Annotated in this window: 24 protein-coding genes and 1 pseudogene; 7 read left to right on the forward strand and 18 right to left on the reverse strand. The window is 71.0% G+C overall.

Annotated features, from left to right (window positions below; all coding sequences use genetic code 11):
- Positions 1 to 8: 8 nt before the first annotated feature.
- From ACFVH0_RS26035 to ACFVH0_RS26045, 3 genes are all read right to left on the reverse strand, one after another.
- Positions 9 to 512, reverse strand: coding sequence for a GNAT family N-acetyltransferase (locus tag ACFVH0_RS26035; RefSeq protein WP_385823866.1), 504 nt, complete (start codon positions 510 to 512; stop codon positions 9 to 11).
- 36 nt (positions 513 to 548) lie between these two features.
- Complete coding sequence (locus ACFVH0_RS26040; protein WP_385823867.1) at positions 549 to 1,115, reverse strand: sigma-70 family RNA polymerase sigma factor; 567 nt, start codon at positions 1,113 to 1,115, stop codon at positions 549 to 551.
- A 94-nt stretch (positions 1,116 to 1,209) separates the two neighbouring features.
- Complete coding sequence (locus ACFVH0_RS26045; protein ID WP_385823869.1) at positions 1,210 to 2,388, reverse strand: glycerophosphodiester phosphodiesterase; 1,179 nt, start codon at positions 2,386 to 2,388, stop codon at positions 1,210 to 1,212.
- 234 nt (positions 2,389 to 2,622) lie between these two features.
- Between ACFVH0_RS26045 and ACFVH0_RS26050 the strand changes: the two genes are divergently transcribed.
- Positions 2,623 to 3,294 (forward strand): 1-acyl-sn-glycerol-3-phosphate acyltransferase, encoded by a 672-nt coding sequence (locus ACFVH0_RS26050; protein WP_266917157.1) that lies wholly within the window; start codon positions 2,623 to 2,625, stop codon positions 3,292 to 3,294.
- 118 nt (positions 3,295 to 3,412) lie between these two features.
- Here ACFVH0_RS26050 and ACFVH0_RS26055 read toward each other — a convergent pair whose 3' ends face one another.
- From ACFVH0_RS26055 to argH, 5 genes are all read right to left on the reverse strand, one after another.
- A complete protein-coding gene (locus ACFVH0_RS26055) occupies positions 3,413 to 4,957 on the reverse strand; it encodes an MFS transporter (protein WP_385823872.1) in 1,545 nt (514 codons plus the stop codon).
- Positions 4,954 to 5,505: a TetR/AcrR family transcriptional regulator gene (locus ACFVH0_RS26060; protein WP_259930964.1), complete on the reverse strand. Its 552-nt coding sequence runs from the start codon at positions 5,503 to 5,505 to the stop codon at positions 4,954 to 4,956. Before ACFVH0_RS26060 ends, ACFVH0_RS26055 begins: the two co-directional genes overlap by 4 nt.
- A 53-nt stretch (positions 5,506 to 5,558) precedes the next feature.
- Positions 5,559 to 6,458: a sigma-70 family RNA polymerase sigma factor gene (locus tag ACFVH0_RS26065; RefSeq protein WP_385823875.1), complete on the reverse strand. Its 900-nt coding sequence runs from the start codon at positions 6,456 to 6,458 to the stop codon at positions 5,559 to 5,561.
- A gap of 84 nt (positions 6,459 to 6,542) precedes the next feature.
- Positions 6,543 to 7,514, reverse strand: coding sequence for an aldo/keto reductase (locus ACFVH0_RS26070; RefSeq protein ID WP_385823877.1), 972 nt, complete (start codon positions 7,512 to 7,514; stop codon positions 6,543 to 6,545).
- A 115-nt stretch (positions 7,515 to 7,629) separates the two neighbouring features.
- Positions 7,630 to 9,063, reverse strand: coding sequence for an argininosuccinate lyase (argH, locus tag ACFVH0_RS26075; protein WP_385823879.1), 1,434 nt, complete (start codon positions 9,061 to 9,063; stop codon positions 7,630 to 7,632).
- Positions 9,064 to 9,318: 255 nt separating this feature from the next.
- Between argH and ACFVH0_RS26080 the strand changes: the two are divergent.
- Both ACFVH0_RS26080 and ACFVH0_RS26085 read left to right on the forward strand, forming a co-directional pair.
- Positions 9,319 to 9,891 (forward strand): annotated as a pseudogene (locus ACFVH0_RS26080) (pyridoxamine 5'-phosphate oxidase family protein); the annotation flags it as partial.
- 169 nt (positions 9,892 to 10,060) lie between these two features.
- The gene (locus ACFVH0_RS26085; protein WP_385823881.1) at positions 10,061 to 10,762 is read left to right on the forward strand and encodes a L,D-transpeptidase; all 702 of its coding nucleotides are present in this window, start codon (positions 10,061 to 10,063) and stop codon (positions 10,760 to 10,762) included.
- A 25-nt stretch (positions 10,763 to 10,787) separates the two neighbouring features.
- On the opposite strand, the gene ACFVH0_RS26090 is transcribed toward ACFVH0_RS26085, so the two are convergent.
- The 6 genes from ACFVH0_RS26090 to ACFVH0_RS26115 all read right to left on the reverse strand — a co-directional run bounded on the left by ACFVH0_RS26090 (position 10,788) and on the right by ACFVH0_RS26115 (position 16,706).
- Entirely contained in the window at positions 10,788 to 11,324 is a 537-nt protein-coding gene (locus ACFVH0_RS26090) for an arginine repressor (RefSeq protein WP_093541137.1), read from the reverse strand.
- Positions 11,325 to 11,334: 10 nt separating this feature from the next.
- The gene (locus tag ACFVH0_RS26095) at positions 11,335 to 12,531 is read right to left on the reverse strand and encodes an acetylornithine transaminase (RefSeq protein WP_385823884.1); all 1,197 of its coding nucleotides are present in this window, start codon (positions 12,529 to 12,531) and stop codon (positions 11,335 to 11,337) included.
- Positions 12,528 to 13,442, reverse strand: coding sequence for an acetylglutamate kinase (argB, locus tag ACFVH0_RS26100; RefSeq protein WP_385823886.1), 915 nt, complete (start codon positions 13,440 to 13,442; stop codon positions 12,528 to 12,530). Before argB ends, ACFVH0_RS26095 begins: the two co-directional genes overlap by 4 nt.
- A complete protein-coding gene (argJ, locus tag ACFVH0_RS26105; RefSeq protein ID WP_385823888.1) occupies positions 13,439 to 14,593 on the reverse strand; it encodes a bifunctional glutamate N-acetyltransferase/amino-acid acetyltransferase ArgJ in 1,155 nt (384 codons plus the stop codon). The genes argB and argJ overlap by 4 nt, the downstream gene beginning before the upstream one ends.
- Positions 14,590 to 15,618 (reverse strand): N-acetyl-gamma-glutamyl-phosphate reductase, encoded by a 1,029-nt coding sequence (gene argC / locus ACFVH0_RS26110; RefSeq protein WP_385823890.1) that lies wholly within the window; start codon positions 15,616 to 15,618, stop codon positions 14,590 to 14,592. Before argC ends, argJ begins: the two co-directional genes overlap by 4 nt.
- Positions 15,619 to 15,782: 164 nt before the next feature.
- Complete coding sequence (locus ACFVH0_RS26115) at positions 15,783 to 16,706, reverse strand: zinc-binding alcohol dehydrogenase family protein (RefSeq protein WP_385823892.1); 924 nt, start codon at positions 16,704 to 16,706, stop codon at positions 15,783 to 15,785.
- 97 nt (positions 16,707 to 16,803) lie between these two features.
- Here ACFVH0_RS26115 and ACFVH0_RS26120 point away from each other — a divergent pair, with 97 nt between their 5' ends.
- Positions 16,804 to 17,244: a MarR family winged helix-turn-helix transcriptional regulator gene (locus ACFVH0_RS26120; RefSeq protein WP_385823894.1), complete on the forward strand. Its 441-nt coding sequence runs from the start codon at positions 16,804 to 16,806 to the stop codon at positions 17,242 to 17,244.
- 155 nt (positions 17,245 to 17,399) lie between these two features.
- On the opposite strand, the gene ACFVH0_RS26125 is transcribed toward ACFVH0_RS26120, so the two are convergent.
- Genes ACFVH0_RS26125 through ACFVH0_RS26135 form a run of 3 tightly spaced genes read right to left on the reverse strand, consistent with a single transcriptional unit; the run spans position 17,400 to position 21,452 of the window.
- Positions 17,400 to 18,560 carry a CaiB/BaiF CoA transferase family protein gene (locus tag ACFVH0_RS26125; protein ID WP_385823896.1) on the reverse strand — a complete coding sequence of 387 codons (1,161 nt, stop codon included), beginning with the start codon at positions 18,558 to 18,560 and terminating at the stop codon, positions 17,400 to 17,402.
- A 59-nt stretch (positions 18,561 to 18,619) separates the two neighbouring features.
- The gene (locus ACFVH0_RS26130) at positions 18,620 to 19,819 is read right to left on the reverse strand and encodes an acyl-CoA dehydrogenase family protein (RefSeq protein WP_385823898.1); all 1,200 of its coding nucleotides are present in this window, start codon (positions 19,817 to 19,819) and stop codon (positions 18,620 to 18,622) included.
- A gap of 52 nt (positions 19,820 to 19,871) precedes the next feature.
- Positions 19,872 to 21,452, reverse strand: a complete 1,581-nt coding sequence (locus tag ACFVH0_RS26135; RefSeq protein ID WP_385823900.1) for a class I adenylate-forming enzyme family protein — start codon at positions 21,450 to 21,452, stop codon at positions 19,872 to 19,874.
- Between the two features lie 148 nt (positions 21,453 to 21,600).
- Between ACFVH0_RS26135 and ACFVH0_RS26140 the strand changes: the two genes are divergently transcribed.
- Complete coding sequence (locus tag ACFVH0_RS26140) at positions 21,601 to 22,203, forward strand: TetR/AcrR family transcriptional regulator (RefSeq protein ID WP_385823902.1); 603 nt, start codon at positions 21,601 to 21,603, stop codon at positions 22,201 to 22,203.
- Between the two features lie 46 nt (positions 22,204 to 22,249).
- On the opposite strand, the gene ACFVH0_RS26145 is transcribed toward ACFVH0_RS26140, so the two are convergent.
- Entirely contained in the window at positions 22,250 to 23,569 is a 1,320-nt protein-coding gene (locus ACFVH0_RS26145; RefSeq protein WP_385823904.1) for an MFS transporter, read from the reverse strand.
- 357 nt (positions 23,570 to 23,926) lie between these two features.
- Here ACFVH0_RS26145 and ACFVH0_RS26150 point away from each other — a divergent pair, with 357 nt between their 5' ends.
- Positions 23,927 to 25,111 carry a serine hydrolase domain-containing protein gene (locus ACFVH0_RS26150; RefSeq protein ID WP_385823906.1) on the forward strand — a complete coding sequence of 395 codons (1,185 nt, stop codon included), beginning with the start codon at positions 23,927 to 23,929 and terminating at the stop codon, positions 25,109 to 25,111.
- A gap of 101 nt (positions 25,112 to 25,212) precedes the next feature.
- A complete protein-coding gene (locus tag ACFVH0_RS26155; RefSeq protein ID WP_385823908.1) occupies positions 25,213 to 25,710 on the forward strand; it encodes a peptidylprolyl isomerase in 498 nt (165 codons plus the stop codon).
- The last annotated feature ends 52 nt before the right edge of the window (positions 25,711 to 25,762 follow it).

The raw sequence follows: 25,762 nt of genomic DNA on the forward strand, positions 1-25,762 counted from the left end.
CACGGCTCCTACGCGCTGGCGACGTACGCCGGTTTCGTGGCGTCCTTCTCCAGCAGGATCATCAGAACGCCGTCCCGGCCGGTCTCGTTGCCCACGGGTGCGTAACCCGCCCGCCGGTAGAGCCGCAGATTGTTCTCGCTGCGATGGCCGGTGTGCAGCCGGAACAGGGTGGCCGACCGCTCGTCGGTGAGCCCCGCCTCCGCCGCCCGCAGCAGCCGGGCGCCGAGTCCGTGCCCCTGGAGCCGGGGGTGGACGCAGAGCCTGCCGATCTCCCCCACGCCGTCCTCGCCGACGGCCCCCCGGACCGATCCGACGACCTCGTCACCCAGCCGCGCCACGAACACCAGATTCGTGGCGATCTCGGCGTGCAGCGATTCGAGGGTCTGGACGAGCGGGTCGATCCGGTAGTTCCCGTACAGCTCCGCCTCGCTCTGGAAGCAGAGGTACTGGAGTTTCAAGATCTGTTCGGCGTCCTGTGCCGTCGCCGCCGAGATGATCACGCTCATGCCCATCCGCGCATGCCTCCGCCCACCTGATCCACCGGTTGTCTAACGCTCCTTTCCCCGCAGTTCAGGAGCAGCAACCTCCGCCGCGAGCATTCTGCGCAGACATCCAAGGCAACGGGAACGGATCGGGCCCAAACTCCCCTGTGACATACCCAACTTCCCTGCGATTTCCCGGTAGGTGGGATCGCCGGGGGCGAGCATCGCGGCCATCAGCCGGGCGCACCTGCCGGGCAGCCGGTCCACCGCCGCGCGCAGCGCCCGCCGTTCGTCGGCTCCGAGGGCGAGACGCTCGGGGCAGCCGGCCGGATCCGCGGCGGTCTCGTCACGGTAGGGGCGTTCGTGCCGGGTGGTGCGGCGGGCCCTGCGGGCCTCCGCCCGTACCGCGTCCCGTACCCAGCGGGCCGGGTCCACCGGTGGCCCCTCCCCCGCGAGCCGCTCCAGCAGCCGCAGCCAGACGGCCTGTTCGAGGTCGGCCGGTTCGACCGCCGCCCCCGTCATCGAGGCGGCCGCCTCGGCCCCGGCCTCGGCGCTCACCAGCGGGTACAGGGCTTGTACGACGGTCACGGGGGCGGGAGCGGGTGCTGCGGGAGCAAGATCGAGAAGGGTCATGCCCCGGCCGACGCGCCCGTGGCGGCGGCCGGTTGCCGTACCCGGCGAGCACCACCCGACCGGGGCACGCCCCGGCCGGGTGCTGACGCGGGTGTCACTTCGCGTTGTGGTCCGCCGCGGCGAGCAGGGCGGTGTCCGGGTTGTCGGAGAAGATTCCGTCGATGCCCGTCGCGAAGTACGCCTGGAACGCGCCGAACGCGTCACCGTAGGCGTTGGGGTCCGTGCCGCGCCGGAAGTCGGCGGGCAGGAAGCTGTTCTCGTTGCGCATGGTGTAGGGGTGCAGGACCAGGCCCTGTGCGTGTGCGTCCTTCACCAGGGTGGTCGGTGCGGTGAGCCGCCCCGAGGAGTCCTTGGGGATGACCAGGTCCAGGGTGGGGCCGATGCCCTGGGCGAAGGAGGCCATCCACTTCAGGCCCTCGGGCTTCACCAGGTCCGCGACGGTGCGCGGGTCGCCGGAGGTCACGAAGTCCCAGGGGCGCTCGCCCGCGCCGGAGAGCAGTACGACGCGCGGGGTGGCGACGAGCCGGGCCAGCCGCTGGATGCTGCCGGGTTCGAAGGACTGGAGGATGAGCGGCGCCTGCTCGCGGTGCCGGTTGTACCGGCGCAGCAGCTTGGCGAGCGGCTCCTCCAGACCGAGGCCGAGGCCGCGGAAGTAGGTGGGGTGCTTGGTCTCGACGTACAGCCAGACGGGCTTCTGGCGTCTGCGGCCCTCGCGGTCGGCCCAGCGGAGCACCTCCTCGAAGGTGGGGATCTCCCAGCGGCCGTCGTAGAGCGTGTTCTTCTGACGGGTACCGGGGATGCGCTCCTTGGCCCGCAGGGTCTTCAGCTCGGCGAGGGTGAAGTCCTCGGTGAACCAGCCGGTGAGGGAGACGCCGTCGACCTTCTTGGTGGTCCTGCGGCTCGCGAACTCGGGGTGGTCGGCGACATCGGTGGTGGCGGTGATGTCGTTCTCGTGGCGGCATACGAGATGGCCGTCCCGGGTCGGCACGAGGTCCTGCTCGACTATGTGCGCGCCCATGTCGAGGGCCAGCTGGTAGGAGCCGAGGGTGTGCTCGGGCCGGTAGCCGCTGGTGCCGCGGTGTCCGATGACGGTGGGCACCGGCAGGTCGAGGCGGAAGCCGTGGCCGCCGTGCCGTCCGGAGTCCTTCCCGGCGGTGTTGCCCGCGGCGTCGGCCGGGCCGCCCGCCAGTCCGATGGCGGCGGTGCCCAGTACCGCGGCTCCGGCTCCCAGCATGGTCCTGCGGCCGGGGCCGGCCTGCGCGCGCTCAGTCATGAATGCTCCTCGCGTGTGATGTCTGGCACCTGTCGGGCGAGGCCCGAGCGTAGGCAGCAGTACCGTCATGGAGGCAGCCCCTGGACGAACATGGCGGAAACTCACGTCAACGCCACGTATCCGCTCCGTGAACCCGATGTGCGATCTGCGCGCACCCGCGAGTATCGTCCTCACCTGCATGGACCGTCACGATCCCGCACCTCGGCCGGCCCGGCCACTACACCGGAGGAACCGTTGTCCCGACACGCACTCATCAAGGCAGTGCTCGGACCGATCTTGCGCCTCATGTTCCGCCCCCAGGTCGAGGGTGTGGAGAACATCCCCGGGGACGGTCCGGTGATCCTCGCGGGCAACCATCTGACGTTCATCGACTCGATGATCATGCCCATCTGCTGCGACCGGCCGGTGTACTACATCGGCAAGGACGAGTACGTGACGGGCAAGGGGCTCAAGGGCCGGGCGATGGCCTGGTTCTTCACCGGCTGCGGCATGATCCCGGTGGACCGGGACGGCGGGCGCGGCGGTGTCGCGGCGCTGATGACGGGCCGTCGGGTGCTGGAGGAGGGCAAGGCGTTCGCCATCTACCCCGAGGGCACCCGCTCCCCCGACGGCCGTCTGTACCGGGGCCGTACGGGCATCGCCCGGCTGACGCTGATGACGGGCGCGCCGGTGGTGCCGTTCGCGATGATCGGCACGGACAAGCTGCAGCCCGGCGGGGCGGGCCTGCCGCGTCCCGGCAAGGTGACGGTCCGCTTCGGTGAGCCGATGGAATTCTCCCGGTACGAGGGCATGGACCGCGACCGCTATGTGCTGCGGGCGGTGACCGACTCGGTGATGGCCGAGGTGATGCGGCTGTCCGGTCAGGAGTACGTCGACATGTACGCCACGAAGGCCAAGGCCGCCTGAGCCGGCGCCGGTGCGCGCAGCGGCGCGCACCAGGACATGTGGAAGGGCCCGTACCCCCGGGGGTGGGTACGGGCCCTTCCGCGTGCCGTCGTGGCCCGGTCCTTCCGGGCCGGGGCGGCTACTGGTGCACGATGCCGTCCTCCAGCTTCTGGCCGCGCAGCAGGAACCAGGCGGCGACGGCCGTCGCCAGCAGGACCGTTGCGCCGACGCCCGCGGCGAACCCCAGCCCCTCGACGAACGACTCCTGCGCCGCGGAGACCAGCGCCTGCCCCTGCTGGGCCGGCAGACCGTGGGCCGCCTCGACGGCGCCGCCCAGCGATTCGTGGGCCGCGGCCGCGGGGCCCGGCGGGACGCCGTGGGGTGTGTCGAACTTCTGGTAGACGCCGGTGACGATGGAGCCGAGCAGGGCGATACCGAGGGCAGCGCCGAGTTCGTACGCCGTCTCGGAGACCGCTCCGGCGGAGCCCGCCTGCTCCTTCGGGACGCTGGAGAGGATCACGTCGGAGGTGACGGTGAAGGCGAGGCCCGCGCCCACGCCGACGACCAGCAGCACCGCGCCGAGCAGCGGGTAGGCGGTCTCCTTGTGGATCAGGGTGACCGCGGCGAGCGCCAGGCCGATCGCCGCGAGGCCGCCGGTCACCACCGAGCGCACCGAGAAGCGGCGGGCCGCCCGGCCCGCGATCAGACCGGCGACGACCGCGCCGACCGCCGCGGGCAGTTCGGCGAGACCGGCCTCCAGCGGCCCGCGCCCCTGGACCAGTTGGAGGAACTGGGAGAGGAAGAAGACCAGTCCGGACAGGCCGAGGATGGTCAGCAGGTCGGCGAGGACGGCACCGGAGAAGCCCCGGTGGTGGAAGAGCCGCATGTCCAGCAGGGGTGCGGGCAGCGTGAGTTGCCTGCGTACGAACCAGCAGAGCGCGAGCACACCACCGATGCCCGCGGCGATGGTCCACAGGCTCGGGCCGTGCGCCGCCAGCTCCTTGATGGCGTACACGACGCCGATCATGCCGATGAAGGAGAGCGCGACGCTGGCCAGGTCCCAGGGGCCGTGGGCCGGGTTCCTCGACTCGGGGATCATCTTCGCGCCGATGACCACGAGGACCGCCATGACCGGCAGGTTGATCAGGAAGACCGAGCCCCACCAGAAGTGCTCCAGCAGCAGTCCGCCGACCACGGGGCCGACGGCCGCCCCGGCGGAGGCCATCGCGCCCCAGATCCCGATGGCGAGGCTACGCTCGCGCGGGTCGTGGAAGAGGTTCCGGATCAGGGCGAGGGTGGACGGCATCAGGGTGGCGCCCGCGACACCGAGCAGCGCCCGTGCCAGGATCATCATCTCGGGGGTGTGCGCGTAGGCGTTGAGCACGGAGACCGCTCCGAACGCCGTCGCACCGCACAGCAGCAGCTTCTTGCGGCCGATGCGGTCGCCGAGGCTGCCCATCGAGACCAGGAGTCCGGCGATGACGAAGGAGTAGACGTCGCCGATCCACAGGAGCTGGGTGCCGGTCGGTTCGAGGTCCTCGCTGAGGAACGGGGTCGCGAGGCCGAGGACGGTGGCGTCGATCGCCACGAGCAGCACCGCGAGGACGAGCACGGACAGAGCGATCCACCGCCCGGAACGGTGCAGCTCTTCCGGGGATTCGACGCGCTGTTCGATACGGCTCATTGCTCCACGCTCCGGCGTGCGCCGCCGAGCAGCAACTCGACGATCATGTACTGGAAGTCCTGGCTCGCGACCCGGCCGTCCTGGACGGCCCAGGCGCCGCTGGAGACGAGCCCGTAGAAGGCCTCGGTCAGCCAGGCGGGGGTGAGGTCGATGCGGAATTCACCGCGCTCCTGGCCCCGTCTGAACAGGGCGGAGACCCGGGCGTCGAGTCGGCTCCAGCCCTCGTTCACCTCTTCGCCCTCGAAGAGCTGGTTCTCGGTGACGAGGAAGGAGAGCAGTCCGGCGCTCGGCTCGACGGCCGCGACGAGCCGGCGCAGCGCCTCCGGCGCGCCGCCCTCGTCGAGGGCGGCGGCGTCCAGAGCCGCTTCGAACTCCTGGATGCCCAGGTTCTCCAACGCTCTGACCAGGGCGTCCCGCCCGGCGAAGTGCCGGTGCAGGGTGGCGCGTCCGATGCCTGCGGCTTTGGCGACCTCGTCCATGGTGGCGGTCGATTTGCGGGTCAGCAGAGCGGCGGCGCTGCGAAGCACCTGCTCACGGTCGAGACTCATGAGACAATTGTAGACCACATGAGACACAAACGTCTCAGCCCTCGTCGGCCCCGTCAGCCGTTGAGGACCGTCAGATCGAGGCCGGGAAGGTGGCACGGGTCATTGATCACGGACATCTCGACGATCCTGTCCCGGCTCACCGTGAAGATCATGACCGAGAACCGGTGGCCCTCGCGCGTCGAGATGACGGCCGGTTCCCCGTCGGCCAGGGCCCGCCGGTACGACCGCGTGAACGGCGCGAACATCATCGCCTGACGGGCCACGGCCGCCGCGCCCCGTACCAGGCCCGGCGCTCCGGCACCGCCGGCGCCGATGCCGGAGCGCACCACCACGTCCGGATCGAGCACGGCCAGAAGGGCCTCGAATTCACCGTCCCGGGCGGCGGCCAGGAAGGCGTTGACGACCTCGCGCCTGCGGGCGAGATCCGGGTCCGGAACCGGGTCCGCGCCCTGCACCCGGCGCCGCGCCCGGCTGGCGAGCTGCCGGGCCGCCGCCGGGGTGCGGTCCACGACACCGGCGATCTCGTCGAACGGCACGGCGAACATGTCGTGCAGCACGAAGGCGAGCCGCTCGGCGGGGTCGAGCGTTTCGAGCACGACAAGCATCGCCAGACCGACCGAGTCGGCCATCAGCGCCTGCTGCTCGGGGTCGGTCTCCGGCCGGCAGCCGAGGTCCGGGCCGGGGACGGGCTCCTCGGGCGCCCCGTGGCCGAGGGGCTCCTCGCGGCGGGAGCGGCGTGAGCGGAGCATGTCCAGGCACACCCGTCCGACGACTGTCGTCAGCCAGCCGCCCAGGTTCTCGATCGCCCGGTCGTCACAACGGCCGAGCCGGATCCATGCCTCCTGGACGGCGTCCTCCGCCTCGCTGGTCGAGCCGAGCATCCGGTAGGCCACGGCTTTCAGCCGGCTCCGGTTCTCCTCGAAGCGCTCCGCCAGGAACTCATGTCCGTCCACAGCCACATACCTCCGTCGTGTTCCGTCACAGCACTGACGTACGGAACCCCGCCGATGTGACGGACGGCCCACACCGCTCCCCGGTCAGCTCCAGCGCAGTCCGGCGCGGTGCCGCCAGTAGGCCTCGGGCTCCTCCACCAGCGCGTCGAGCCGAGCGCGCTGCTCCTCGTCGAGATCGACGACGGCCGCGTGCAGGTTTCCGGCGAGCTGGCCGACGGTCGCCGCGCCGGAGAGCACCACCCCGGCCCAGGGCCGGCGCAGCACCAGGGCGAGGGCGACCGCGTCGCTGCCGAGCCCGGCGTCGGCGGCGATCTCCTGGACCACGGCGGGGGCCTCCGTCCCGGCGAGCCGCCCATTGGCCATGGCCTCCTTGACGATCACGGTGAGTCCGGCCGCGTGGGCCTCGGCGAGCGCCGCCCCGGCCGAGGTCTCCAGGGCGTTGTAGGTGGCCTGGACGGTGCGGAAGAGCGGCTCGCCGTCCACGGTGACGGTGAGGGCGGCCCGGATCGCGTCGGCCTGGGCGGGCCCGCTGGTGGAGAGGCCGACGCTGACCCCTTCGGCGGCGAGCGCGGCCAGCCGTTCGTGCAGCTCCTTGTCGGTGAGGGCCGGGCTGTCGGCGGTGACCGAGTGGATCTGGTAGAGGTCGAGGCGGTCGCCGAGCAGCGCGTCGGTCTCGGCCCGCTGCCGCAGGAAGGTGGCGAGGCTGTGGTCCTTGACCTCGTGCGCCTCGGCCTCGATGCTCCAGGCGGCCGTGTAGGTGTAGCCCCATTTGCTGCCGATGACGACATCGTCCACCTCGGGGTGGGCCGTCAGCCAGTCGGCCAGGAACTCCTCCGAGCGGCCGTAGGAGCGGGCCGCGTCGAAGTAACGGACGCCCTGTGCGTAGGCGGCGTCGAGCAGTTCGTGGGTGCGGGCGCGCATCGCCTCGACGCTGCGGTCGTCGGGCAGATCGCGGTCGCGGTGGAGCTTGATGTAGCCGGGTCTGCCGACCGCCGCAAGGCCGAGCCCGATGTGGGCGGTCGGAGTCGTCGCTGTGGCCAGCCGGGCGAAAGGCATCGTGGAACTCCTCCTCGGTCGGGTGCGCTCCACGTCAACGTAACCCAGCCCACGGAAACCGGAGGGCGGGGTTCGTAGCTTACCACCCCCCCCACCCCGCCGTTCCGGTCCGCGGTCAGTTCTTCGCGGTGGCCCATGCCTGCTGGGCGGCGAGGTCGGACTTCACCTCGGCGAGCTGGACGGCCACGGCCGACGGGGCCGTACCGCCGCGGCCGCTGCGGGAGGCGAGCGCGCCCGCCACATCGAGGACCGTGCGGACCTCGGGGGTGAGGTGCTCGGAGATCTTGGCGAACTGCTCGTCGGTCAGCTCGTCGAGCTCGATGCCGTGCTGCTCGCACTCCTTGACGCACTCACCGGCGACCTCGTGGGCGACCCGGAACGGCACGCCCTGCCTGACCAGCCATTCGGCGATGTCGGTGGCGAGGGAGAAGCCGGCCGGGGCCAGCTCCTCCATGCGCTCGCGGTTGACGGTGAGGGTGGCCATCATGCCGGTGAAGGCGGGCAGCAGGACTTCCAGCTGGTCGCAGGAGTCGAAGACCGGCTCCTTGTCCTCCTGGAGGTCGCGGTTGTACGCGAGCGGGAGCGCCTTCAGGGTGGCCATCAGGCCGGTCAGGTTGCCGATCAGCCGGCCGGACTTGCCGCGGGCCAGCTCGGCGATGTCCGGGTTCTTCTTCTGCGGCATGATCGAGGAGCCGGTGGAGAAGGCGTCGTGCAGGGTGACGAAGGAGAACTCCTTCGTGTTCCAGATGATGACCTCCTCCGCGATCCGGGAGAGGTTCACGCCGATCATCGCGGTGATGAAGGCGAACTCGGCGACGAAGTCGCGGGAGGCCGTTCCGTCGATGGAGTTGGCGACGGAGCCGTGCTCGAAGCCGAGGTCGGCGGCGACCGCCTCCGGGTCGAGGCCGAGGGACGAACCGGCGAGGGCGCCGGAGCCGTACGGCGAGACGGCGGTCCGCTCGTCCCACTGGCGCAGCCGCTCGGCGTCCCGGGACAGGGACTGCACATGGGCCAGGACGTGGTGGGCGAAGAGCACCGGCTGGGCGTGCTGGAGGTGCGTACGGCCGGGCATCGCGACGTCCGGGTGGGCCTCGGCGAGGCCCACCAGCGCGCCCTGGAGGTCGGCGATCAGGCCGCCGATGACCCGGGCGTGGTCGCGCAGGTACATCCGGAAGAGCGTGGCGATCTGGTCGTTGCGGGACCGGCCGGCCCGCAGCTTGCCGCCGAGGTCGGGGCCGAGGCGTTCCAGCAGCCCGCGCTCCAGCGCGGTGTGGACGTCCTCGTCGGCGATGGTGCCGGTGAAGGAGCCGTCGGCGACATCGGCTTCGAGCTGGTCGAGGCCGGCGGTCATGCGGCTCAGCTCGTCCTCGGTGAGCAGACCCGCCTTGTTCAGAACACGCGCGTGGGCGCGGGAACCGGCGATGTCGTACGGCGCGAGCCGCCAGTCGAAGTGGACGGAGGCGGACAGCTTGGCCAGTGCCTCGGCCGGACCGTCGGCGAAGCGGGCGCCCCAGAGGCGTACGTCGCTGTTGCCGTTGCCGTTGCTCACTGCGTGCTCCTCGGAAGAACAGGGTGATGGGTGTGCGACCGCCTCCCCGCACGGAGGGCCGGAGAGGCGGTGACGTAACTACCGGGGGTCGGACGAGGTCACGCTGCGCCGTCGCGCCGCCCGAGCGATGGGTATAACTATGCAGACCTTCGTATGTTTTGTCAAAGCTATGCATCGTCCCCTGCCGGACACCCGGGTGTCCCACGGGCTGAAATCACCTCGTCGGCACCGGAATCGGCGACGACAATGACAGCCATGGGGAAAACTTATGAACGCATCGACGGGCGGATCAGAACCTTCATCGAAGAGCAGCACATCTTCTTCACGGCGACGGCGCCCCTGGACGGCGAGGGCACGGTCAACCTCTCCCCCAAGGGCGTCAGCGGTTCGTTCGCCGTCATCGACGAGCTGACCGTGGCCTATCTGGACTTCGCGGGCAGCAATGCCGAGACCGTCGCCCATCTCCGCGAGAACGGCCGGATCACGCTGATGTGGTGCGCCTTCCAGGGGCCGCCGAACATCGTGCGGGTGCACGGCCGCGGCGAGCCGGTCTTCCGTGACGACCCCCGGTTCGGCCCGCTGCTGGCCCACTTCCCGGACGTGGATCCCGCTCTCCACGGGCTGCGCGCCGTCATCGTGGTGCGGGCCGACCTGATCCGGGACACCTGCGGCTACGGGGTGCCGTTCATGTCGTACGACGAGGACCGGTCGCTGCACGCCCGGCGCTTCGCCCGCGAGGACGACGCCTCGCTCGGCGCCTACTTCGAGAAGAAGGAGTACATCGCGACGAGCATCGACGGGCTCCCGGGGCTGCCCCTCCCGCTGCCGGCCATGCCCCGGGCGGACCGGGAACCGGCCCTCCCGGGGCTGCCCCTCCCGCTGCCGGCCATGCCCCGGGCGGACCAGGAACCGGCGGACCGCTGAGAGGCGGACCGGCATTGAGCCGTACGGAGCAGATCCGCGGGTGGCGCCCCGCGGGAGGGCCTACCGTCCGGGCATGCGCAGATCCCTGGTGACCCTCTCGGTACTGCTCGCGCTGGCGGGCTCCGTCGCGGCCCGGCCCGCCGCCGCGCCGCCGCTCCCGGCCCGGCTGGCCGACACCGGCGGCGGCACCCAGCTGATCACGGCCGAGGCCCCGGCCAAGGGCTCCAGCACCGGCACCGTCACCTGGTGGACCCTGCGCCGGGGCACCTGGGTGAAGGCCGGGTCCGCCCCCGCCCGCTTCGGTGCCAGGGGCCTGGCCGAGGGGGCGTCGCGCAAGCAGAGCACCGACACCACCCCCACCGGCCTGTACGACCTGCCGTACGCCTTCGGGAACAAGCCCGCCCCGCCCGGCACCGTCCATCCCTACCGCCGGGTCAACGCCCGGTCGTGGTGGTGCCAGGACAACGCGGCGCGGGCCTACAACCGCTGGGTGGAGCCACGGCCCGCGGACTGCCGGGCGGGCGAGGCGGAGCACCTGATCGACTATCCGACGCAGTACGCCCGCGCGCTGGTCATCGGGTTCAACTACGAACGGCCGGTGCGCGGCCGCGGCGCCGGGATCTTCCTCCACGTCAACGGGCGTGGCGCGACCGCCGGTTGCGTCTCCGTACCGGCGGCCGCGATGGACCGGATCCTCGACTGGGTGGACCCGGTCCGCCGACCGCACATCGCGATCGGGACCAGGTCGGGCCCGACGGCGATCACCCGCTACTGACTCGGTCCGGCCGGCACCGGTCCGCTCAGCGCTCGTTCTGCGCGAGCCGCAGCAGATGGTCGGCGAGCGCCTGGCCGCCCGCCGGGTCGCGGCTGATCAGCATCAGGGTGTCGTCACCCGCGATGGTGCCGAGGATGTCGTGCAGTTCGGCCTGGTCGATGGCCGAGGCGAGGAACTGGGCCGCGCCTGGCGGGGTGCGCAGCACCACGAGGTTGGCCGACGCCTCCGCCGAGATGAGCAGTTCGGCGGAGAGCCGCCGCATCCGCTCCTCCTTCGCGGACCCGCCCAGCGGGGCCTGCGGGGTGCGGAATCCGCCCTCGCTCGGCACCGCGTAGATCAGCTCGCCGCCGGTGTTGCGGATCTTCACCGCGCCCAGCTCGTCCAGATCGCGGGAGAGCGTCGCCTGGGTGACGCTCAGCCCGTCGTCGGCGAGGAGCTTGGCCAGCTGGCTCTGCGAGCGCACCGGCTGCCGGTTCAGGATGTCCACGATCCGGCGGTGGCGTGCGGTGCGGGTCTGCGGCACGGACGGCCCGCCGTGCTCGGTTTCCTGCGCCTCGGTCATCGTCGTCGCCTCATTCTCCGGATCGTCCGTCCCCGTTTGCCGCGTCGAGAGCGCCGGGCAGTGCCCGGAGCAACGCGTCGACCTCCGCGTCGCCGATGATCAGCGGCGGCATGAGCCGCAGGACATCGGGGGCGGGCGCGTTCACCAGGAATCCGGCTCCCTGAACCGCCTGTTGCACCTGGGGTGCGAGCGGCTCGGTGAGCACGATACCCAGCAGCAGTCCGGAGCCCCGGACGTGGGAGACCAGCGGGTGACCCAGGCCCTCCACGCCGTCCCGGATCTTCTCGCCGAGCCGCTTCACCCGGTCCAGGACGCCTTCGGCGGCCAGGGTGTCCAGAACGGCGAGACCGGCGGCGCAGGCGATCGGGTTGCCGCCGAACGTCGTGCCGTGCTGGCCCGCCTTCAGCAGATCGGCCGCCGGGCCGAAGGCCACGGTCGCGCCGATCGGCAGTCCGCCGCCCAGGCCCTTGGCGAGGGTGACGACATCGGGCTCGATGCCCTGGTGGGCCTGGTGCTCGAACCACTGGCCGCAGCGGCCGATGCCGGTCTGCACCTCGTCGAGGACCAGCAGGGTGCCGGTGGCTCGGGTGATCTCCCGGGCGGCCTCCAGGTATCCGGCGGGCGGTACGACCACACCGTTCTCGCCCTGGATCGGCTCGATGATCACCAGTGCGGTGTCGGTGGTCACGGCGGCCCGCAGGGCGTCCGCGTCGCCGTACGGGACGTGCGTGACGTCACCGGGCAGCGGAAGGAACGGTTCGCGCTTCTTGGGCTGGCCGGTGAGCGCGAGCGCGCCCATGGTCCGGCCGTGGAAGCCCCCGTCGGTGGCGACCATATGGGTGCGCCCGGTCAGCCGGCCGATCTTGAAGGCGGCCTCGTTGGCCTCGGCGCCCGAGTTGGAGAAGTAGACGCGGCCGGTGCGGCCGAAGAGCTGGAGCAGCCGTTCGGCGAGCGCGACGGGCGGCTCGGCGATGAAGAGGTTGGAGACATGGCCGAGCGAGGCGATCTGGGTGGAGACCGCCTCGACGACGGCGGGGTGGGCGTGGCCCAGCGCGTTCACCGCGATGCCGCCGACGAAGTCGACGTACTCGGTGCCGTCGGCGTCCCACACCCGGGCGCCCTCGCCGCGGACCAGGGACAGCTGCGGGGTTCCGTAGTTGTCCATCAGCGCGTGGCCCCAGCGCTGTGCGAGTTCCTGGTTGCTCATGACTCCCCCTGCGCGTCGGGCTGTGCGTCGGGCACGACCATCGTGCCGATTCCTTCGTCGGTGAAGATCTCCAGCAGGATCGAGTGCTGGACCCGGCCGTCGATGACACGGGCGGTCTCGACACCGTTGCGCACGGCGTGCAGGCAGCCCTGCATCTTCGGCACCATGCCGCTGGACAGCTCGGGCAGCAGCTTCTCCAGCTCGGTGGCGGTGAGCCGGCTGATCACGTCGTCGCTGTTGGGCCAGTCCTCGTAGAGGCCCTCGACGTCGGTGAGGACCATCAGCGTCTCGGCGTTCAGCGCGGCGGCGAGGGCCGCGGCCGCGGTGTCCGCGTTGACGTTGTAGACGTGGTCGTCGTCGGCGGAACGTGCGATGGAGGAGATGACCGGGATCCGGCCGTCGTCCAGCAGCGCCTGGATCGCCCCGGTGTCGATGGCGGTGATCTCGCCGACCCGGCCGATGTCGACGAGCTCGCCGTCGATGGTCGGCCGGTGCTGGGTGGCGGTGATGGTGTGGGCGTCCTCGCCGGTCATGCCGACGGCGAGCGGACCGTGCTGGTTGAGCAGGCCGACGAGCTCGCGCTGGACCTGTCCGGCAAGCACCATCCGTACGACGTCCATCGCCTCGGGCGTGGTGACACGCAGGCCCGCCTTGAACTCGCTGACCAGGCCCTGCTTGTCGAGCTGGGCGCTGATCTGCGGGCCGCCGCCGTGCACCACGACGGGCTTGAGGCCGGCCTGGCGCAGGAACACGACGTCCTGGGCGAAGGCGGCCTTCAGCTCGTCGTCGATCATGGCGTTGCCGCCGAACTTGATGACGACGGTCTTGCCGTTGTGCCGGGTCAGCCAGGGCAGCGCCTCGATGAGGATCTGCGCCTTCGGGAGTGCGGTGTGTTTCCGCGCCGCGCTCATGAGCTGTACGCGCTGTTCTCGTGGACGTAGTCCGCGGTGAGGTCGTTGGCCCAGATGACGGCGGACTCGGTACCGGCCGCCAGGTCGGCGGTGATCTTGACCTCGCGGTAGCGCATGTCGACCAGGTCGCGGTCCTCGCCGACGCCGCCGTTCTTGCAGACCCAGACGTCGTTGATGGCGACGTTCAGCTGGTCGGGCTCGAAGGCGGCCTTCGTCGTGCCGATCGCGGAGAGCACCCGGCCCCAGTTGGGGTCCTCGCCGTGGATGGCGCACTTGAGGAGGTTGTTGCGGGCGATGGAGCGGCCCACCTCGACTGCGTCGTCCTCGGTCGCGGCGTTGATGACCTCGATCCGGATGTCCTTGGAGGCACCCTCGGCGTCACCGATCAGCTGCCGGGCGAGGTCTGCGCAGACGGTACGTACGGCCTCGGCGAACTCGCCCTGCTCCGGGGTGATCCCACTGGCCCCGGAGGCCAGCAGCAGCACGGTGTCGTTGGTCGACATGCAGCCGTCGGAGTCGACCCGGTCGAAGGTGGTGCGGGTGGCGGCGCGCAGCGCGGAGTCCAGTGCGGCGGCGTCCACGTCGGCGTCGGTGGTGAGGACGACCAGCATGGTGGCGAGGCCCGGGGCGAGCATCCCCGCGCCCTTGGCCATGCCTCCGACGGTCCAGCCCTCGCCGCCCGCGACGGCGGTCTTGTGGACGGTGTCGGTGGTCTTGATCGCGATGGCGGCCTTCTCGCCGCCGTGCTCGCTGAGGGCGGCGGCGGCCGTCTCGATGCCGGGCAGCAGCTTGTCCATCGGGAGCAGCGTGCCGATCAGCCCGGTCGACGCGACCGCGATCTCCCCGGCGTTGTGGCCGGTGAGGACCTCGGCGGCCTTCTCGGCGGTGGCGTGGGTGTCCTGGAAGCCCTTGGGGCCCGTGCAGGCGTTGGCACCACCGGAGTTGAGGACGACGGCGGTGACCTCGCCGCCCTTGAGCACCTGCTCCGACCAGAGGACGGGCGCGGCCTTGACGCGGTTGGAGGTGAAGACGCCCGCGGCGGCGCGACGCGGACCGTGGTTGACCACGAGGGCCAGGTCCGGGTTACCGCTCTCCTTGATTCCCGCGGCGATGCCCGCCGCGGAGAACCCCTGTGCTGCCGTGACGCTCACGGTGCGACTCCGATCGTGGAAAGACCTGTGTCCTCGGGAAGTCCGAGGGCGATGTTCATGCTCTGCAGGGCGCCGCCGGCGGTGCCCTTGGCGAGGTTGTCGATGGCGCTGATCACGATGATCCGGCCGGCCGCCTCGTCGTGGGCGACCTGGATCTGTACGGCGTTGGAACCGTGGACGGCCGCGGTGGCGGGCCACTGTCCCTCGGGGAGCAGCTCGACGAAGGGCTCGTCCGCGAACGCCTTCTCGTACGCGTCACGGACCGACTCGGCACTCACTCCGGGCTTCGCCTTCGCGCTGCAGGTGGCGAGGATGCCGCGGGGCATCGGCGCCAGGGTCGGCGTGAAGGAGACGGTGACCGGTTCGCCGGCCGCCGCGCTGAGGTTCTGGATCATCTCGGGGGTGTGCCGGTGGGCGCCGCCGACGCCGTACGGGGACATGTTGCCCATCACCTCGGAGCCGAGCAGATGCGGCTTGGCCGCCTTGCCCGCCCCGGAGGTGCCGGACGCGGCGACGATCACGGCCTCGGGCTCGGCCAGCTGGGCCGCGTACGCCGGGAAGAGCGCGAGCGAGACGGCGGTCGGGTAGCAGCCGGGCACGGCGATGCGCTTGGATCCCGCCAGTGCGGCGCGTCCGCCCGGCAGTTCGGGCAGGCCGTAGGGCCAGGTACCCGCGTGCGGAGAACCGTAGAACTTCTCCCAGTCCGCGGCGTCCTTGAGCCGGAAGTCGGCCCCCATGTCGACGACCAGCACCTCGTCACCGAGCTGCTCGGCGACGGCGGCCGACTGTCCGTGCGGGAGAGCGAGGAAGACGACATCGTGCCCGGCGAGGACCTCGGCGGTGGTCGGCTGAAGCACCCGGTCGGCGAGCGGCCGCAGGTGCGGTTGCAGCGCGCCGAGCTTCTGCCCCGCGTTGGAGTTGGCCGTGAGCGCCCCGATCTCGACCTGGGGGTGAACCAGCAGGAGACGGAGCAGCTCCCCACCGGCGTATCCGCTCGCCCCTGCCACTGCCGCACGTACCACCATCGAAATCCTCCTCGTCGATGGCATGACTATACGCATCACTGCACTTTTATGCAAAGCTTTCGGGCTCTGCTAAACGGTAACGCCGCGGCCGGGCGCACCGGATGTGCGGACTCCGAGCAGGCAGCGGCATTCGAGGAGTTCCCGGCCCGGCAGCCCGCTCGGGCTCAGGGCACCAGGACGACCTTGCCCCGGTTGGCCCGGGCCTCGATCGTCTCGTGGGCCCGTGCCGCGTCCGCGAGGGGGAACTCCGCGTGGATGGCCGGTCGCAGGGCGCCCTCGCCGAAGAGCCTCCACAGCTCCTCGATCCATGCCGCGTACCGCTGCGGCTGGGTCCTGGCCACGATCGCCACCTGGAAGCCGATGGCCGACCTGCCACCCACGAGAAGGTCGTACGCCTCGATCGTGCCGCCGCCCGAGCTGTACGCGACCAGCCTTCCGCCGGGAGCGAGCGCCTTGAGGGCGGGGGTGAGCAGTTCGCCGCCGACCGCATCGAGCACGACATCGACCGGCTCGCCCCAGGTCTCCCGGCCGTAGGTCACCAGGTCATCGGCACCGAGAGAACGTACGAAGTCCGCCTTGGCGGCGTCACCCACGGCTGCGACGACGCGCGAGGCGCCCCTCAGCCGAGCCAACTGCAGGGCGAGATGGCCGACCCCGCTCGCCGCCGCCGTGACCAGCACCGACTCACCCTTCTCCGGGCGGGCGGCCTCCAGTGCGCCCAGCGCCACCGCACCACTGCGGACCAGCGCGACGGCGTCCGCGGCGGTGGCGTACGCCGGGACGGGCGAGGCCATCGCGGTGCGCAGCAGTGCGTACTCGGCGTAGCCGTGCCCGAAGCAGAGGCCGGTGACCCGGTCGCCCGTCGCGTATTCGCTGACGCCTTCACCGACGGAGACCACTTCACCGGCCAGTTCACCGCCGAGCGGAATGGGCCGCGCGCCCTCGCGCACCTTGCGCACCACGGGGAGCGTGACGCCGATCGCCTCGGTCCTGACGAGCAGTTCGCCGGTGCCGGGCTCCGGTACGGGCACCTCTTCCTGGAACAGGGTCTCGGGTCCACCGATGCATCCGTACCGAATGCGCCGCATGCGCGACCGCCTCCCGACATCCCTGAGATTCATTGGGGTTCCCAACGATAACGGAAGGTCGTTGGGAACTCCAACGTTTTTCGATAGGCTGTCGGTGATGAAAGAGAACCCGTCGGCACCCAGCCGGATCCGCGATCTCCCGAGCTGGCTCCTCGGCCGGGCCGCGAGCCGTGGACGCGGACTGGTCTCGGCCGCGCTCGCGCAGCACGACATGAAGATGTGGCACCACGTCGTCCTCGCGGCCGTCGCGGATCTCGGTCCGGTCGCGCAGGCCGATCTGGGCAGGACCGTCTCGCTCGACCCGAAGGACCTGGTGGGCGTCCTCAATGACCTTCAGGCGGCGGGCCTTGTCGTGCGCGCCCCCGACCCGGCCGACCGCCGCAAGAACGCGGTGAGTCTCACCGCCGGGGGCGAGCAGCGCCTGGAAGAGTGCACGGCGGTGGGGAAGCAGGCCAACGACGAACTCCTGGCGCCGCTGTCGGCAGCCGAGCGGAAGCAGTTCCTGGAGATGCTGCGGAGGATCAGCGGCGTACGGTGATCCGGCGGAAGTCGCGGGGGCTGCGGTTCATCGACTCGTCGGGACGGCCCGGGAGTCAGCCGGTGCGGTCGGCGCGCGATGACGCTTCGCGGGCGCCGATGAGTTCGTCCGGGTGGGATTTCGCCCAGGCGCGCGCCGCCGGCCCGGTGCTGTCGTCACCCCGGGTTCGAGGGGGTCGACCGGCCGGGGGTGAGCGGGGCGAGCAGTTCCTCGGTGTGTTCACCCAGGGCCGGGGCCGGGGCGCGGAAGGTTTCGAGGCCGGCGCCGAAAGTCACCGGGAAGCGGGCCTGTGGGCAGGCGGTGGGGCCGGCGGGGGTACTGAACAGTTGCCGGGCGGTGGTGTGCGGGTCGGCCAGGAGTTCGCCGGGGGTGCCGAGAACCGGGGCCCAGGGGGCGTCGATGGCGTCCAGGCGCTGTTGCCACCAAGCGTGGTCGCGGGCCCGGAACACTCCGTTCAGCAGGTCGTTCACGGCCTGCCCGGCGGCGGTGCGGTCGGCGCGCAGATCGTACGCGGCCGTGTCCAGCTCCGGGAATTCGTCGGCCAGTCCGGTGCGGAAGCGATGCCAGAACTTGTCCTCGAACGTGGCCAGGGACAGGCGGCGGCCGTCAGCCGTGGTGAAGGTGTCGTTGTCGCCCTGCACCAGGCCCGCTTCGAGGGGGTCCGGGAGGTCGCGCAGTGGCAGTGCGAAGAGGGAGCACCATGCGGTGATGGATTCGCTGAGGGACACATCGATGTGCTGGCCCTCGGCCTCGTTGCCGAGGGCGGCGGTCAGGGCGAGGGCCGCGTGCATGGCTCCGGCCATGTCGCCGATCCGGACGCCCGGGCGGGTGATCTCGCCGTCGAGCCGTCCGGGGACGGTGAAGAAGCCGGACAGACCGAGGAAGTTGAGCTCGTGGCCGGGCTTCTGCGCGTAGGGCCCGCTCTGCCCGTAGCCACTGAGCGAGCACAGCACGAGGCGCGGATTGGCCTCGTGGAGGGCGGCGAAGCCCAGGCCCATCCCGTCCAGGACTCCGGGGCGGAAGCTCTCCACGACGGCGTCGGCGGTACGCACCAGGTCCAGGAAGGTGTTCCGGCCGTCCTCGTCGCGCAGGTCGAGGGTGATCGACCGCTTGTTGCGGTTGAGCGCGCCGAAGAGATCGGGGGCGATCCTCAAGGGGTCGCCGGTGTAAGGGGATTCGACCTTGATCACGTCGGCGCCGAGGTCGGCGAGCATGGACGTGGCGTAGGGGCCGGGCAGCAGCCGCGAGAGGTCGAGGATGCGCTTGCCCGTCAGCGACGACCAGGCGGGGGCTGTGGAGCGGGCGGGGGTTGTCATCGGGTGCACCTGTCCTGCGGGGTGGGGGCTGTCTCTCGATGGGCGGAGCGGGGGGCGGGTCAGGCCATGAAGGCGAGGCCGTGCGCGATGCCGTTGCGCTGGATCTCGGAGGTGCCGGTCAGGATGCGGAACATACGGATCTTGCGGAACAGGAACTCGATCTCGTTGCCCTGGGTGAGCCCTTCCTTGCCGTGGATCTGGACGGCCTGGTCGAGGATGCGGAAGGCGGACTCGGCGACGAACAGCTTGCTCATGAACGCCTCGACGCGTACGTCGTTGCCCCGGTCGAGGGCGGCGAGCGCGGCGTAGGTCATGGAGCGGGCCGCGTACAGCTCGGTGGCCATGTCGGCGACCTTGTGCTGGATCGACTGGAGGGCCAGCAGGGGCTGACCGCCGGCGACCTTGCGGGTGCGGGTGCGTTCCAGGGTGAGGTCGAGGGCGCGGCGGGTGGCGCCGATGACGGTGGGGCAGTGCAGGAGCCGGTTGGTGGTGACACGGCCGAGCGCGATCCGCATGCCCTTGCCCTCCTCGCCGAGGAGATTCCGGGCGGGTACGTGGCAGTCGTCCAGGACGATGTCGCTCTCGATGTGCTCGCCGGACATGGGGGTGGCACCGTCGAGCACCTTGCAGCCGGGGCTGTCCAGGTCGACGAGGAAGGCGGAGAAGGCCGGCTTCTCGCCCTCCTGTTCACCGGTCCCCGCCATCCGGGCCACGACGATGGCGAAGTCGGCGAACGGGCCCGCGGAGCTGAAGACCTTGTGGCCGCTCAGGCGGTAGCCGTCGCCGTCGCGGACGGCGGTGGTGCGCATGGACCGGACGTCGGAGCCGGCATCGGTCTCGGTCAGCGAGAAGCAGCAGGCGCGCTCGCCGCGCACCAGGGGCAGCAAGTACGTCTCCCGTTGGTACTCGGTGGCGTGCCGCAGGATGTCACCGGCGCGCAGCGGGCCGCCCATGTCGCCGAGCACACTGTGCCCGAGCACGCGTCCGCAGGCCCCGACCTCTTCCTTCAGGGCGGCCAGCGCGGTGTGGGAGAGGTTCTGTCCGCCGTACTGCTCGGGCAGATGGATGCCGTAGAAGCCCAGTTCGCGGCTGCGCCGCCAGACGGGTTCGAGGTCGGCCCGGGTGAGACGGCTCTCGTGGGTGAAGCCTCGGTCGCGCTCGTAGTCGGCCAGTTCGCCGTCCAGGTAGTCGCGCAGCCGGCCGACGAGGTCGGCGAGCCGGGGGTCGTCGTCGTAGGCGGGGCGCAGGGAGAAGGTCATGTCGTGGTGGTCCTTGCCGGTCGAGGGATGGTGGGGGCGGCTCGGGCGTCCGTCAGTTCACGCGGCGGTCGGCGTCGGCCCAGAACGGTTCGCGCACGGCCTTGCGGTCGAGCTTCCCGTTGCGGTTGTGGGGCAGTTCCGCGACGAAGTCGACGCTCCTGGGCTTCTTGAAGCGGTCGAGCCGCTCGGCGCAGAACGCGGTGATCTCGTCGGCGCTCGGCGCATGGCCGGGGCGGGGCACGATGACGGCCTTGACCGCTTCGCCCCACGTCTCGTCGGGCACCCCGATGACACAGGCTTCCTGGACACCGGGGTGCTCGTACAGGGCGGCCTCGACCTCGGTGGAGTAGATGTTGAACCCGCCGGAGATGATCATGTCCTTCTTGCGGTCGACGAGGAACAGATAGCCGTCCTCGCGCATCCAGGCGAGATCGCCGGTGTGGACCCAGCCGTCACGGAAGGTCTGCGCCGAAAGCTCGGGCTCCTGCCAGTACTCGCGTACGCAGTCGGGGCCGCGGACGATGAGTTCACCGACCTCGCGGGGCGGCAGCGGCCGGCCGGTCTCGTCGACGATCCGGACCTCGGTGTCGTACGTCGCCCGTCCGCAGGACTGGAGCAGTTCGGGGTCGTCCGCGACGGCGTGGGCGATCTCCTGGCTGGTCAGTCCCGCCACCACGCTGGTGGTCTCGCCCAGACCGTAGCCCTGCGCCACGACCGGGCCGAAGAACCGCACGGCGTCACGCAGGCGTTGGGGCGAGATGGGTGCACCGCCCACGCGTACGCCGGTCAGGCTGGAGAGATCCCGGGCGGCCGCGTCCGGGTGGGCGAGCACCATGTTGACCATGGCGGGGACGAGGAACGTCGCGGTGATGCGTTCCTTCTCCACCGTGTCCACGAACGCCTCGGCGCTCCACGTCGGCAGTACGTGAGTGGCCGCCCCGGCGAAGACATTGGCCAGCAAGGTCATACCGGTGGCGTGGGTGATCGGGCCGCAGGCGAGATAGCGGGTGCCGGGACGGGGGCGGGACTCGTCGCTCATCAGGAGTTTGCGCATGTTGGCGAGGCGGTTGCCGAAGGTCTGGACGGCCGCCTTGAGCGCTCCGGTGGATCCGGAGGTGAAGTTCAGGACGCACGGAGCGTCCTCGTCCACATCGGTGGCGACCGGGGCGGCCTCCCCCTCGCCGAGCAGCGCCCGGTAGCCGAGGACCGCGGCGCCGCCCCGTACCGCGGCCGGGGCCGGCTCGTCCTCCAGCAGTACGGGGAGACAGCCGGTGCCCGATGCCTCGATGGCGGCCAGCGCGTCCTCCCGGTGCGCCGCGTCGAACACGAGGACGCGCACCGGTGCGTAACGCAGGATGTGCTCGATCTCGCCGCGCCCCAGCCGCGCGTTGATCGGCGCGCGCACCAGTCCGGCCTTGTAGAGGGCGAATTCGACCTCGACCAGCTCCCCGCGGTTCCAGGCCAGGGAGGCGACCGCGTCGCCGGGGCGCAGTCCGCGGGCGATCAGGGCCGAGGCGAGACGGTTGGCCGCGCCGTCCAGCTCCGTGTAGGTCCACGACCGCTCACCGCAGACCAGGGCGGTGGCGTCGGGCCAGTAGCGGGCGCTGCGGGTGAGGTAGGTACCCAGGTTCATGAACGATCTCCAGCCTTACAGTTCGACCGATTGAATACATCAAGAACGTTTACAGACACAATGTTTTGTATCTTGTGGGCTGTCAAGAGCCATCTAGACTGTGCGCGGACCGCGACGGGGCGAAGCACGACAGGGCGAAGGGGGCCGCATGGCCGAGGACAGGCGCACCAGGCGCACCCGCAGGGCGCTGGGCGGCGCACTGGTGGAACTGGTGCTGGAGCGCGGCTTCAGCGCGCTCACCGTCGAAGACATCACCGAGCAGGCCGATGTCGCGCGTGCCACGTTCTACGCGCACTTCAAGGGCAAGGACGACCTGTTCGCGCGGGTGACCTCCGACCTGCTCGAACAGCTCGTGCAGCGCCTGGAGCCGGCGGTCGCCGGCAGCGCCATCGGCTTCACCGGCAAACCGCTGCTGGAGATGTTGCGGCACGTCAGCGACGAGCGGGACGTCTACCGGGTCGTCCTGCGCGGCGAGGGGGACGGCAAGCCGCTCCAGATGTTCATGGACGCCTGCGCCGCCGCGACGGCGTCGGAGTTCAAGGCCCGCGCCGAACGCAACAACGTCCAGCCGCGCATCGACGCCGACCTCCTGGCCCGGGTCTGGGTCGGCGAGCAGGTCGCCGTACTGCGCTGGTGGGCCGAGCAGGACACCCCGCCGATGCCCGCCGAGGAGGCGGTGCGCATGCTTCTCGACCTGGCCCTGCACGGCCGTTACTGGGCCAGCGGATTCACCGCCCCGGACCAGGACTGACCGGCGCCGCGCGCCCGGTTCCCCGGAACGGCGGGCGCGCCCGGCGTTACCGGACGGCGGCCCCCAGCCGCGCCGCGTCCCGGGCCGGCCGGATGCAGCAGACCGACACCACGCCGCAGACGACCATGACCGCCGCCGCCAGGGCGAACGACTGCGTGTAGCCCGCGCTCGTCGAGGACGCCGAATCCAGCAGACGGCCCGTCAGGGACGGGGCCAGCAGGCCCGGAAGCGTGCCCGTCGCGGCCACGATCCCGAAGAGCGCACCGCGCTGGGAGGCCGGCACGACCGCCGCGGCCGTCATGTAGTGCAGCGGGAACGCGATGGAGTGCACCGCGAAGGCGACCGCGATCAGGGCGAGCCGCACCGGCAGCGGCCCGACGAAGGGGAACACCGCCATCGCGGCCCCGGCGCACATCACCGCCACACCCTGCGGCACCCCGATGGAGCGGCGCAGCGACAGGCCGCGCCGGGTCAGCCGGTCGACCACGGGGGACAGCGCCAGCAGCAGTACGAAGCTGAGGGCGGCCACCGCGCTGAGTACCGCCGCCGCGGTTCCCGGGCTCATGGTGAGTTCGTTCTTGAGGTACGACGGCAGCCACGCCTGGCTGAGGGCCATCGCCCAGGACGCCCCGAAGGCGCTGGCCACACTCCCGATCACCGTGCCGCTCAGCAGCAGGCGGCGGTAGGGGACGCGATCGGGCCCGGCGGACTCGGCCCGCACCCGCGCGGAAGGCTGGTCATAGGGTCCGTCGCGCCCGACGAACCACCACACCACACTCCACACCAGGCTCGTCACGGCCAGCGCGACGAAGGCGGCACGCCAACCGAACCCGGTGATCAGCCAGGTCACCACGGGCGCCGCCACGAGAGTGCCGAGGGCGGCACCGCCGATCTGGAGGGCCGAGGGCAGACCGCGGCGGCCCACCGGAAACCACTTGTAGAGGGCATGCATCGACATCGGGGTGGCCGGCCCTTCGGCCGCGCCGAGCAGCACCCGGCCGGCGACCAGCGCGGGCACGGCGGCCACGATCAGGACCGGCAGCTGGGCCACGCCCCACACCAGACACATCACGAACAGCAGGACGCGGCTGGAGATACGGGCGGAGAAGAAACCGACGACCAGCCCGGAGAGGCTGAACAGGATCGAGTAGGAGCTGGATATCAGGCCGTAGGTGCTGTGGCTGATGTCCAGCTCCTGCATGATCGGGTCGGCCGCCAGCCCGAGCACCGACTTGTCCGCGAAGTTGACGACCATGAACGTGACGATCATCGCGGTGACGAGCCAGGCGCGGCGCCGGTCGAAGGCCGGCGGCCCGGGGTCGCCGGACCCGTCGAGGACCAGCGGCGGTGATGGCTGCGAGGACATAGGGAGACTCCTGCGGTGCGGTGGAAGCAGGGGGCGGGCGCTCCGGCGACGGGACACCCCGCGCCGGGATGCCCCGTGACGGGGGCGGCGGGCATGCGCGGACGGCGGCGCCGCTCCCGTCCGGGCGCGCACCGTCGGGGATGCGGCGACAGAGAAATTGAACGGAGCGTCCATTAGTGGGCTGCTGATTCGGCAACGTAACTCGCTGGACACTTCCGGTCAATGGTTCTGCATCAAGCCAGGCACCACGCCACGAGTCGATCGCCGGATACGCGCGTACCGGGCGACGGGCATTCACAGAAAACAGACGATGTGTATGGTAGCGATCAGACCGTCACTCAATGTCGAGGAGCGCGCATGACCGACGCACCACTGGCGAATCTCCACTGGTCCCGGGGCTACACCGACCCGGCATGGGTACGCCGCTACACCACGTCGGGCCGGGAACTGCTGCCCAGCCGCCGGGTGTGGCGCGGACCGGGCCCCGCCCGCGAACTGCCGACGGACACCGCCGGTCTCGACCGGCTCACGATCACCGCGCCCGACGACCGCACCCTGACCCTCCAGGAGCTCTTCGAGGCCGCCCGGACCGACGCCTTCCTGGTGATGCACCGCGGCACCCTCGTCCACGAGAGCCATCTGCACGGACTACGGCCGCACGACGCCCACTTCAACGCCTCGGCGGCCAAGTCGTACATAGGTCTCGTGGCGGCCGTACTGGCTCACCAGGGGGTCCTCGACCGCACCGCGACGGCCTCCTCGTACCTTCCCGAGCTCGCCGGGACCGCCTTCGGGGACAGCACCGTCGACCATCTGCTGCACATGGGAACCCAGGTGTCGTACGCCGGGCGCCCCTTCGACAAACCCGTCGAGGCCCAGCGCTACTTCGCGGTCGTCGCACCGGCGCTGCGTCCCTACGGCTACAGCGGCCCCACCAGCATCCGCGAACACCTCGCCACCGCACGCGCGACAGCCGCGCCGGGAACCGGGTTCCGCTACGAGAACGGCAACGTCGAGGCGCTGGCCGAGATCCTCCGCCGGATCACCGGGACCACCACCTCGGCCCTGCTGAGCGAGCTGCTCTGGTCCCGCCTCGGCGCCGACGAGGACGCCTACTACGTACTGGACGGCGAAGGCACCGAAGCGGCCTGCGGCGGATTCAGCGCCACCGCGCGCGACGTCGCCCGGCTCGGCGAGATGATCCGCTGCGGCGGCGCCGTCGGGGACCGGCAGATCGTGCCGGCCGCCGTGACCGCCGCCATCCCCGACGCCCCCAAGGGCTACGCCGAGCGCGTCCGCTTCCCCGCCGCGCCGCCCGACGCCCCCGCCACCCTCTCGTACCACGACTTCTGGTGGATCCTGAACGACCCCTACGGCTCCTTCATGGCCAGCGGCATCCACGGCCAGCGGCTCTTCATCTCCCCCGGACTGGAGACCGTCATCGTCCACTACGGATCCCAGGTGATGTCCCCGGCCGTCCCCCAGGCCCCGCTGGTCCAGGCGTTTCTGCAGATCGGCGCCCATCTGCAACGCACCCGCTGAAGCCGGTACGGTCCGCCCCCAGGACCTCGGCGCGACCTTTTCGCCGTTCCGTGACCGTGCCCGCCCGTCGGTCCCGAACGTGTCGATGTCAGGATGGTTCCATGACGAGCAAGGTTTACTTCGACATCACCATCAACGACGAGCCCGCCGGGCGGATCACGTTCAAACTGTTCGACGACATCGTTCCCAAGACGGCGGAGAACTTCCGCGCGCTGGCGACCGGTGAGAAGGGCTTCGGTTACAAGGGGTCCTCGTTCCACCGCATCATCCCCGACTTCATGCTCCAGGGCGGCGACTTCACCCGGGGCGACGGCACGGGTGGCCAGAGCATCTACGGCGCCAAGTTCCCGGACGAGAACTTCAAGCTCGCGCACACCAAGCCGGGCCAGCTCTCCATGGCCAACAGCGGTCCCAACTCCAACGGCTCGCAGTTCTTCATCACGACGATCGTGACGTCGTGGCTGGACGGCAAGCACGTGGTGTTCGGCGAGGTCGACGACGAGGCGGGCATGGACCTGGTCAAGAAGATCGAGGCCCTCGGCACCCAGAGCGGCCGCCCGCAGGCGAAGATCACCATCGCGGACAGCGGCGTTCTCTGACCCGCACGCACAACCGCTGGATCGAGCGCGCCGCCCGGCAGTCCCGCCGGGC

The sequence above is a fragment of the Streptomyces sp. NPDC127117 genome (assembly GCF_042677325.1).
GTDB lineage: Bacteria > Actinomycetota > Actinomycetes > Streptomycetales > Streptomycetaceae > Streptomyces.

Excerpts from the sequence above, each read along its gene's own strand:
- ACFVH0_RS26035 (WP_385823866.1), bottom strand. The coding sequence starts at position 512 with ATGGGCATGAGCGTGATCATCTCGGCGGCGACGGCACAGGACGCCGAA.
- ACFVH0_RS26040 (WP_385823867.1), bottom strand. The coding sequence starts at position 1,115 with ATGACCCTTCTCGATCTTGCTCCCGCAGCACCCGCTCCCGCCCCCGTG.
- ACFVH0_RS26045 (WP_385823869.1), bottom strand. The coding sequence starts at position 2,388 with ATGACTGAGCGCGCGCAGGCCGGCCCCGGCCGCAGGACCATGCTGGGA.
- ACFVH0_RS26055 (WP_385823872.1), bottom strand. The coding sequence starts at position 4,957 with ATGAGCCGTATCGAACAGCGCGTCGAATCCCCGGAAGAGCTGCACCGT.
- ACFVH0_RS26060 (WP_259930964.1), bottom strand. The coding sequence starts at position 5,505 with ATGAGTCTCGACCGTGAGCAGGTGCTTCGCAGCGCCGCCGCTCTGCTG.
- ACFVH0_RS26070 (WP_385823877.1), bottom strand. The coding sequence starts at position 7,514 with ATGCCTTTCGCCCGGCTGGCCACAGCGACGACTCCGACCGCCCACATC.
- ACFVH0_RS26085 (WP_385823881.1), top strand. The coding sequence starts at position 10,061 with ATGCGCAGATCCCTGGTGACCCTCTCGGTACTGCTCGCGCTGGCGGGC.
- ACFVH0_RS26090 (WP_093541137.1), bottom strand. The coding sequence starts at position 11,324 with ATGACCGAGGCGCAGGAAACCGAGCACGGCGGGCCGTCCGTGCCGCAG.
- ACFVH0_RS26095 (WP_385823884.1), bottom strand. The coding sequence starts at position 12,531 with ATGAGCAACCAGGAACTCGCACAGCGCTGGGGCCACGCGCTGATGGAC.
- argB (WP_385823886.1), bottom strand. The coding sequence starts at position 13,442 with ATGAGCGCGGCGCGGAAACACACCGCACTCCCGAAGGCGCAGATCCTC.
- argC (WP_385823890.1), bottom strand. The coding sequence starts at position 15,618 with ATGGTGGTACGTGCGGCAGTGGCAGGGGCGAGCGGATACGCCGGTGGG.
- ACFVH0_RS26115 (WP_385823892.1), bottom strand. The coding sequence starts at position 16,706 with ATGCGGCGCATTCGGTACGGATGCATCGGTGGACCCGAGACCCTGTTC.
- ACFVH0_RS26120 (WP_385823894.1), top strand. The coding sequence starts at position 16,804 with ATGAAAGAGAACCCGTCGGCACCCAGCCGGATCCGCGATCTCCCGAGC.
- ACFVH0_RS26125 (WP_385823896.1), bottom strand. The coding sequence starts at position 18,560 with ATGACAACCCCCGCCCGCTCCACAGCCCCCGCCTGGTCGTCGCTGACG.
- ACFVH0_RS26130 (WP_385823898.1), bottom strand. The coding sequence starts at position 19,819 with ATGACCTTCTCCCTGCGCCCCGCCTACGACGACGACCCCCGGCTCGCC.
- ACFVH0_RS26135 (WP_385823900.1), bottom strand. The coding sequence starts at position 21,452 with ATGAACCTGGGTACCTACCTCACCCGCAGCGCCCGCTACTGGCCCGAC.
- ACFVH0_RS26140 (WP_385823902.1), top strand. The coding sequence starts at position 21,601 with ATGGCCGAGGACAGGCGCACCAGGCGCACCCGCAGGGCGCTGGGCGGC.
- ACFVH0_RS26145 (WP_385823904.1), bottom strand. The coding sequence starts at position 23,569 with ATGTCCTCGCAGCCATCACCGCCGCTGGTCCTCGACGGGTCCGGCGAC.
- ACFVH0_RS26150 (WP_385823906.1), top strand. The coding sequence starts at position 23,927 with ATGACCGACGCACCACTGGCGAATCTCCACTGGTCCCGGGGCTACACC.
- ACFVH0_RS26155 (WP_385823908.1), top strand. The coding sequence starts at position 25,213 with ATGACGAGCAAGGTTTACTTCGACATCACCATCAACGACGAGCCCGCC.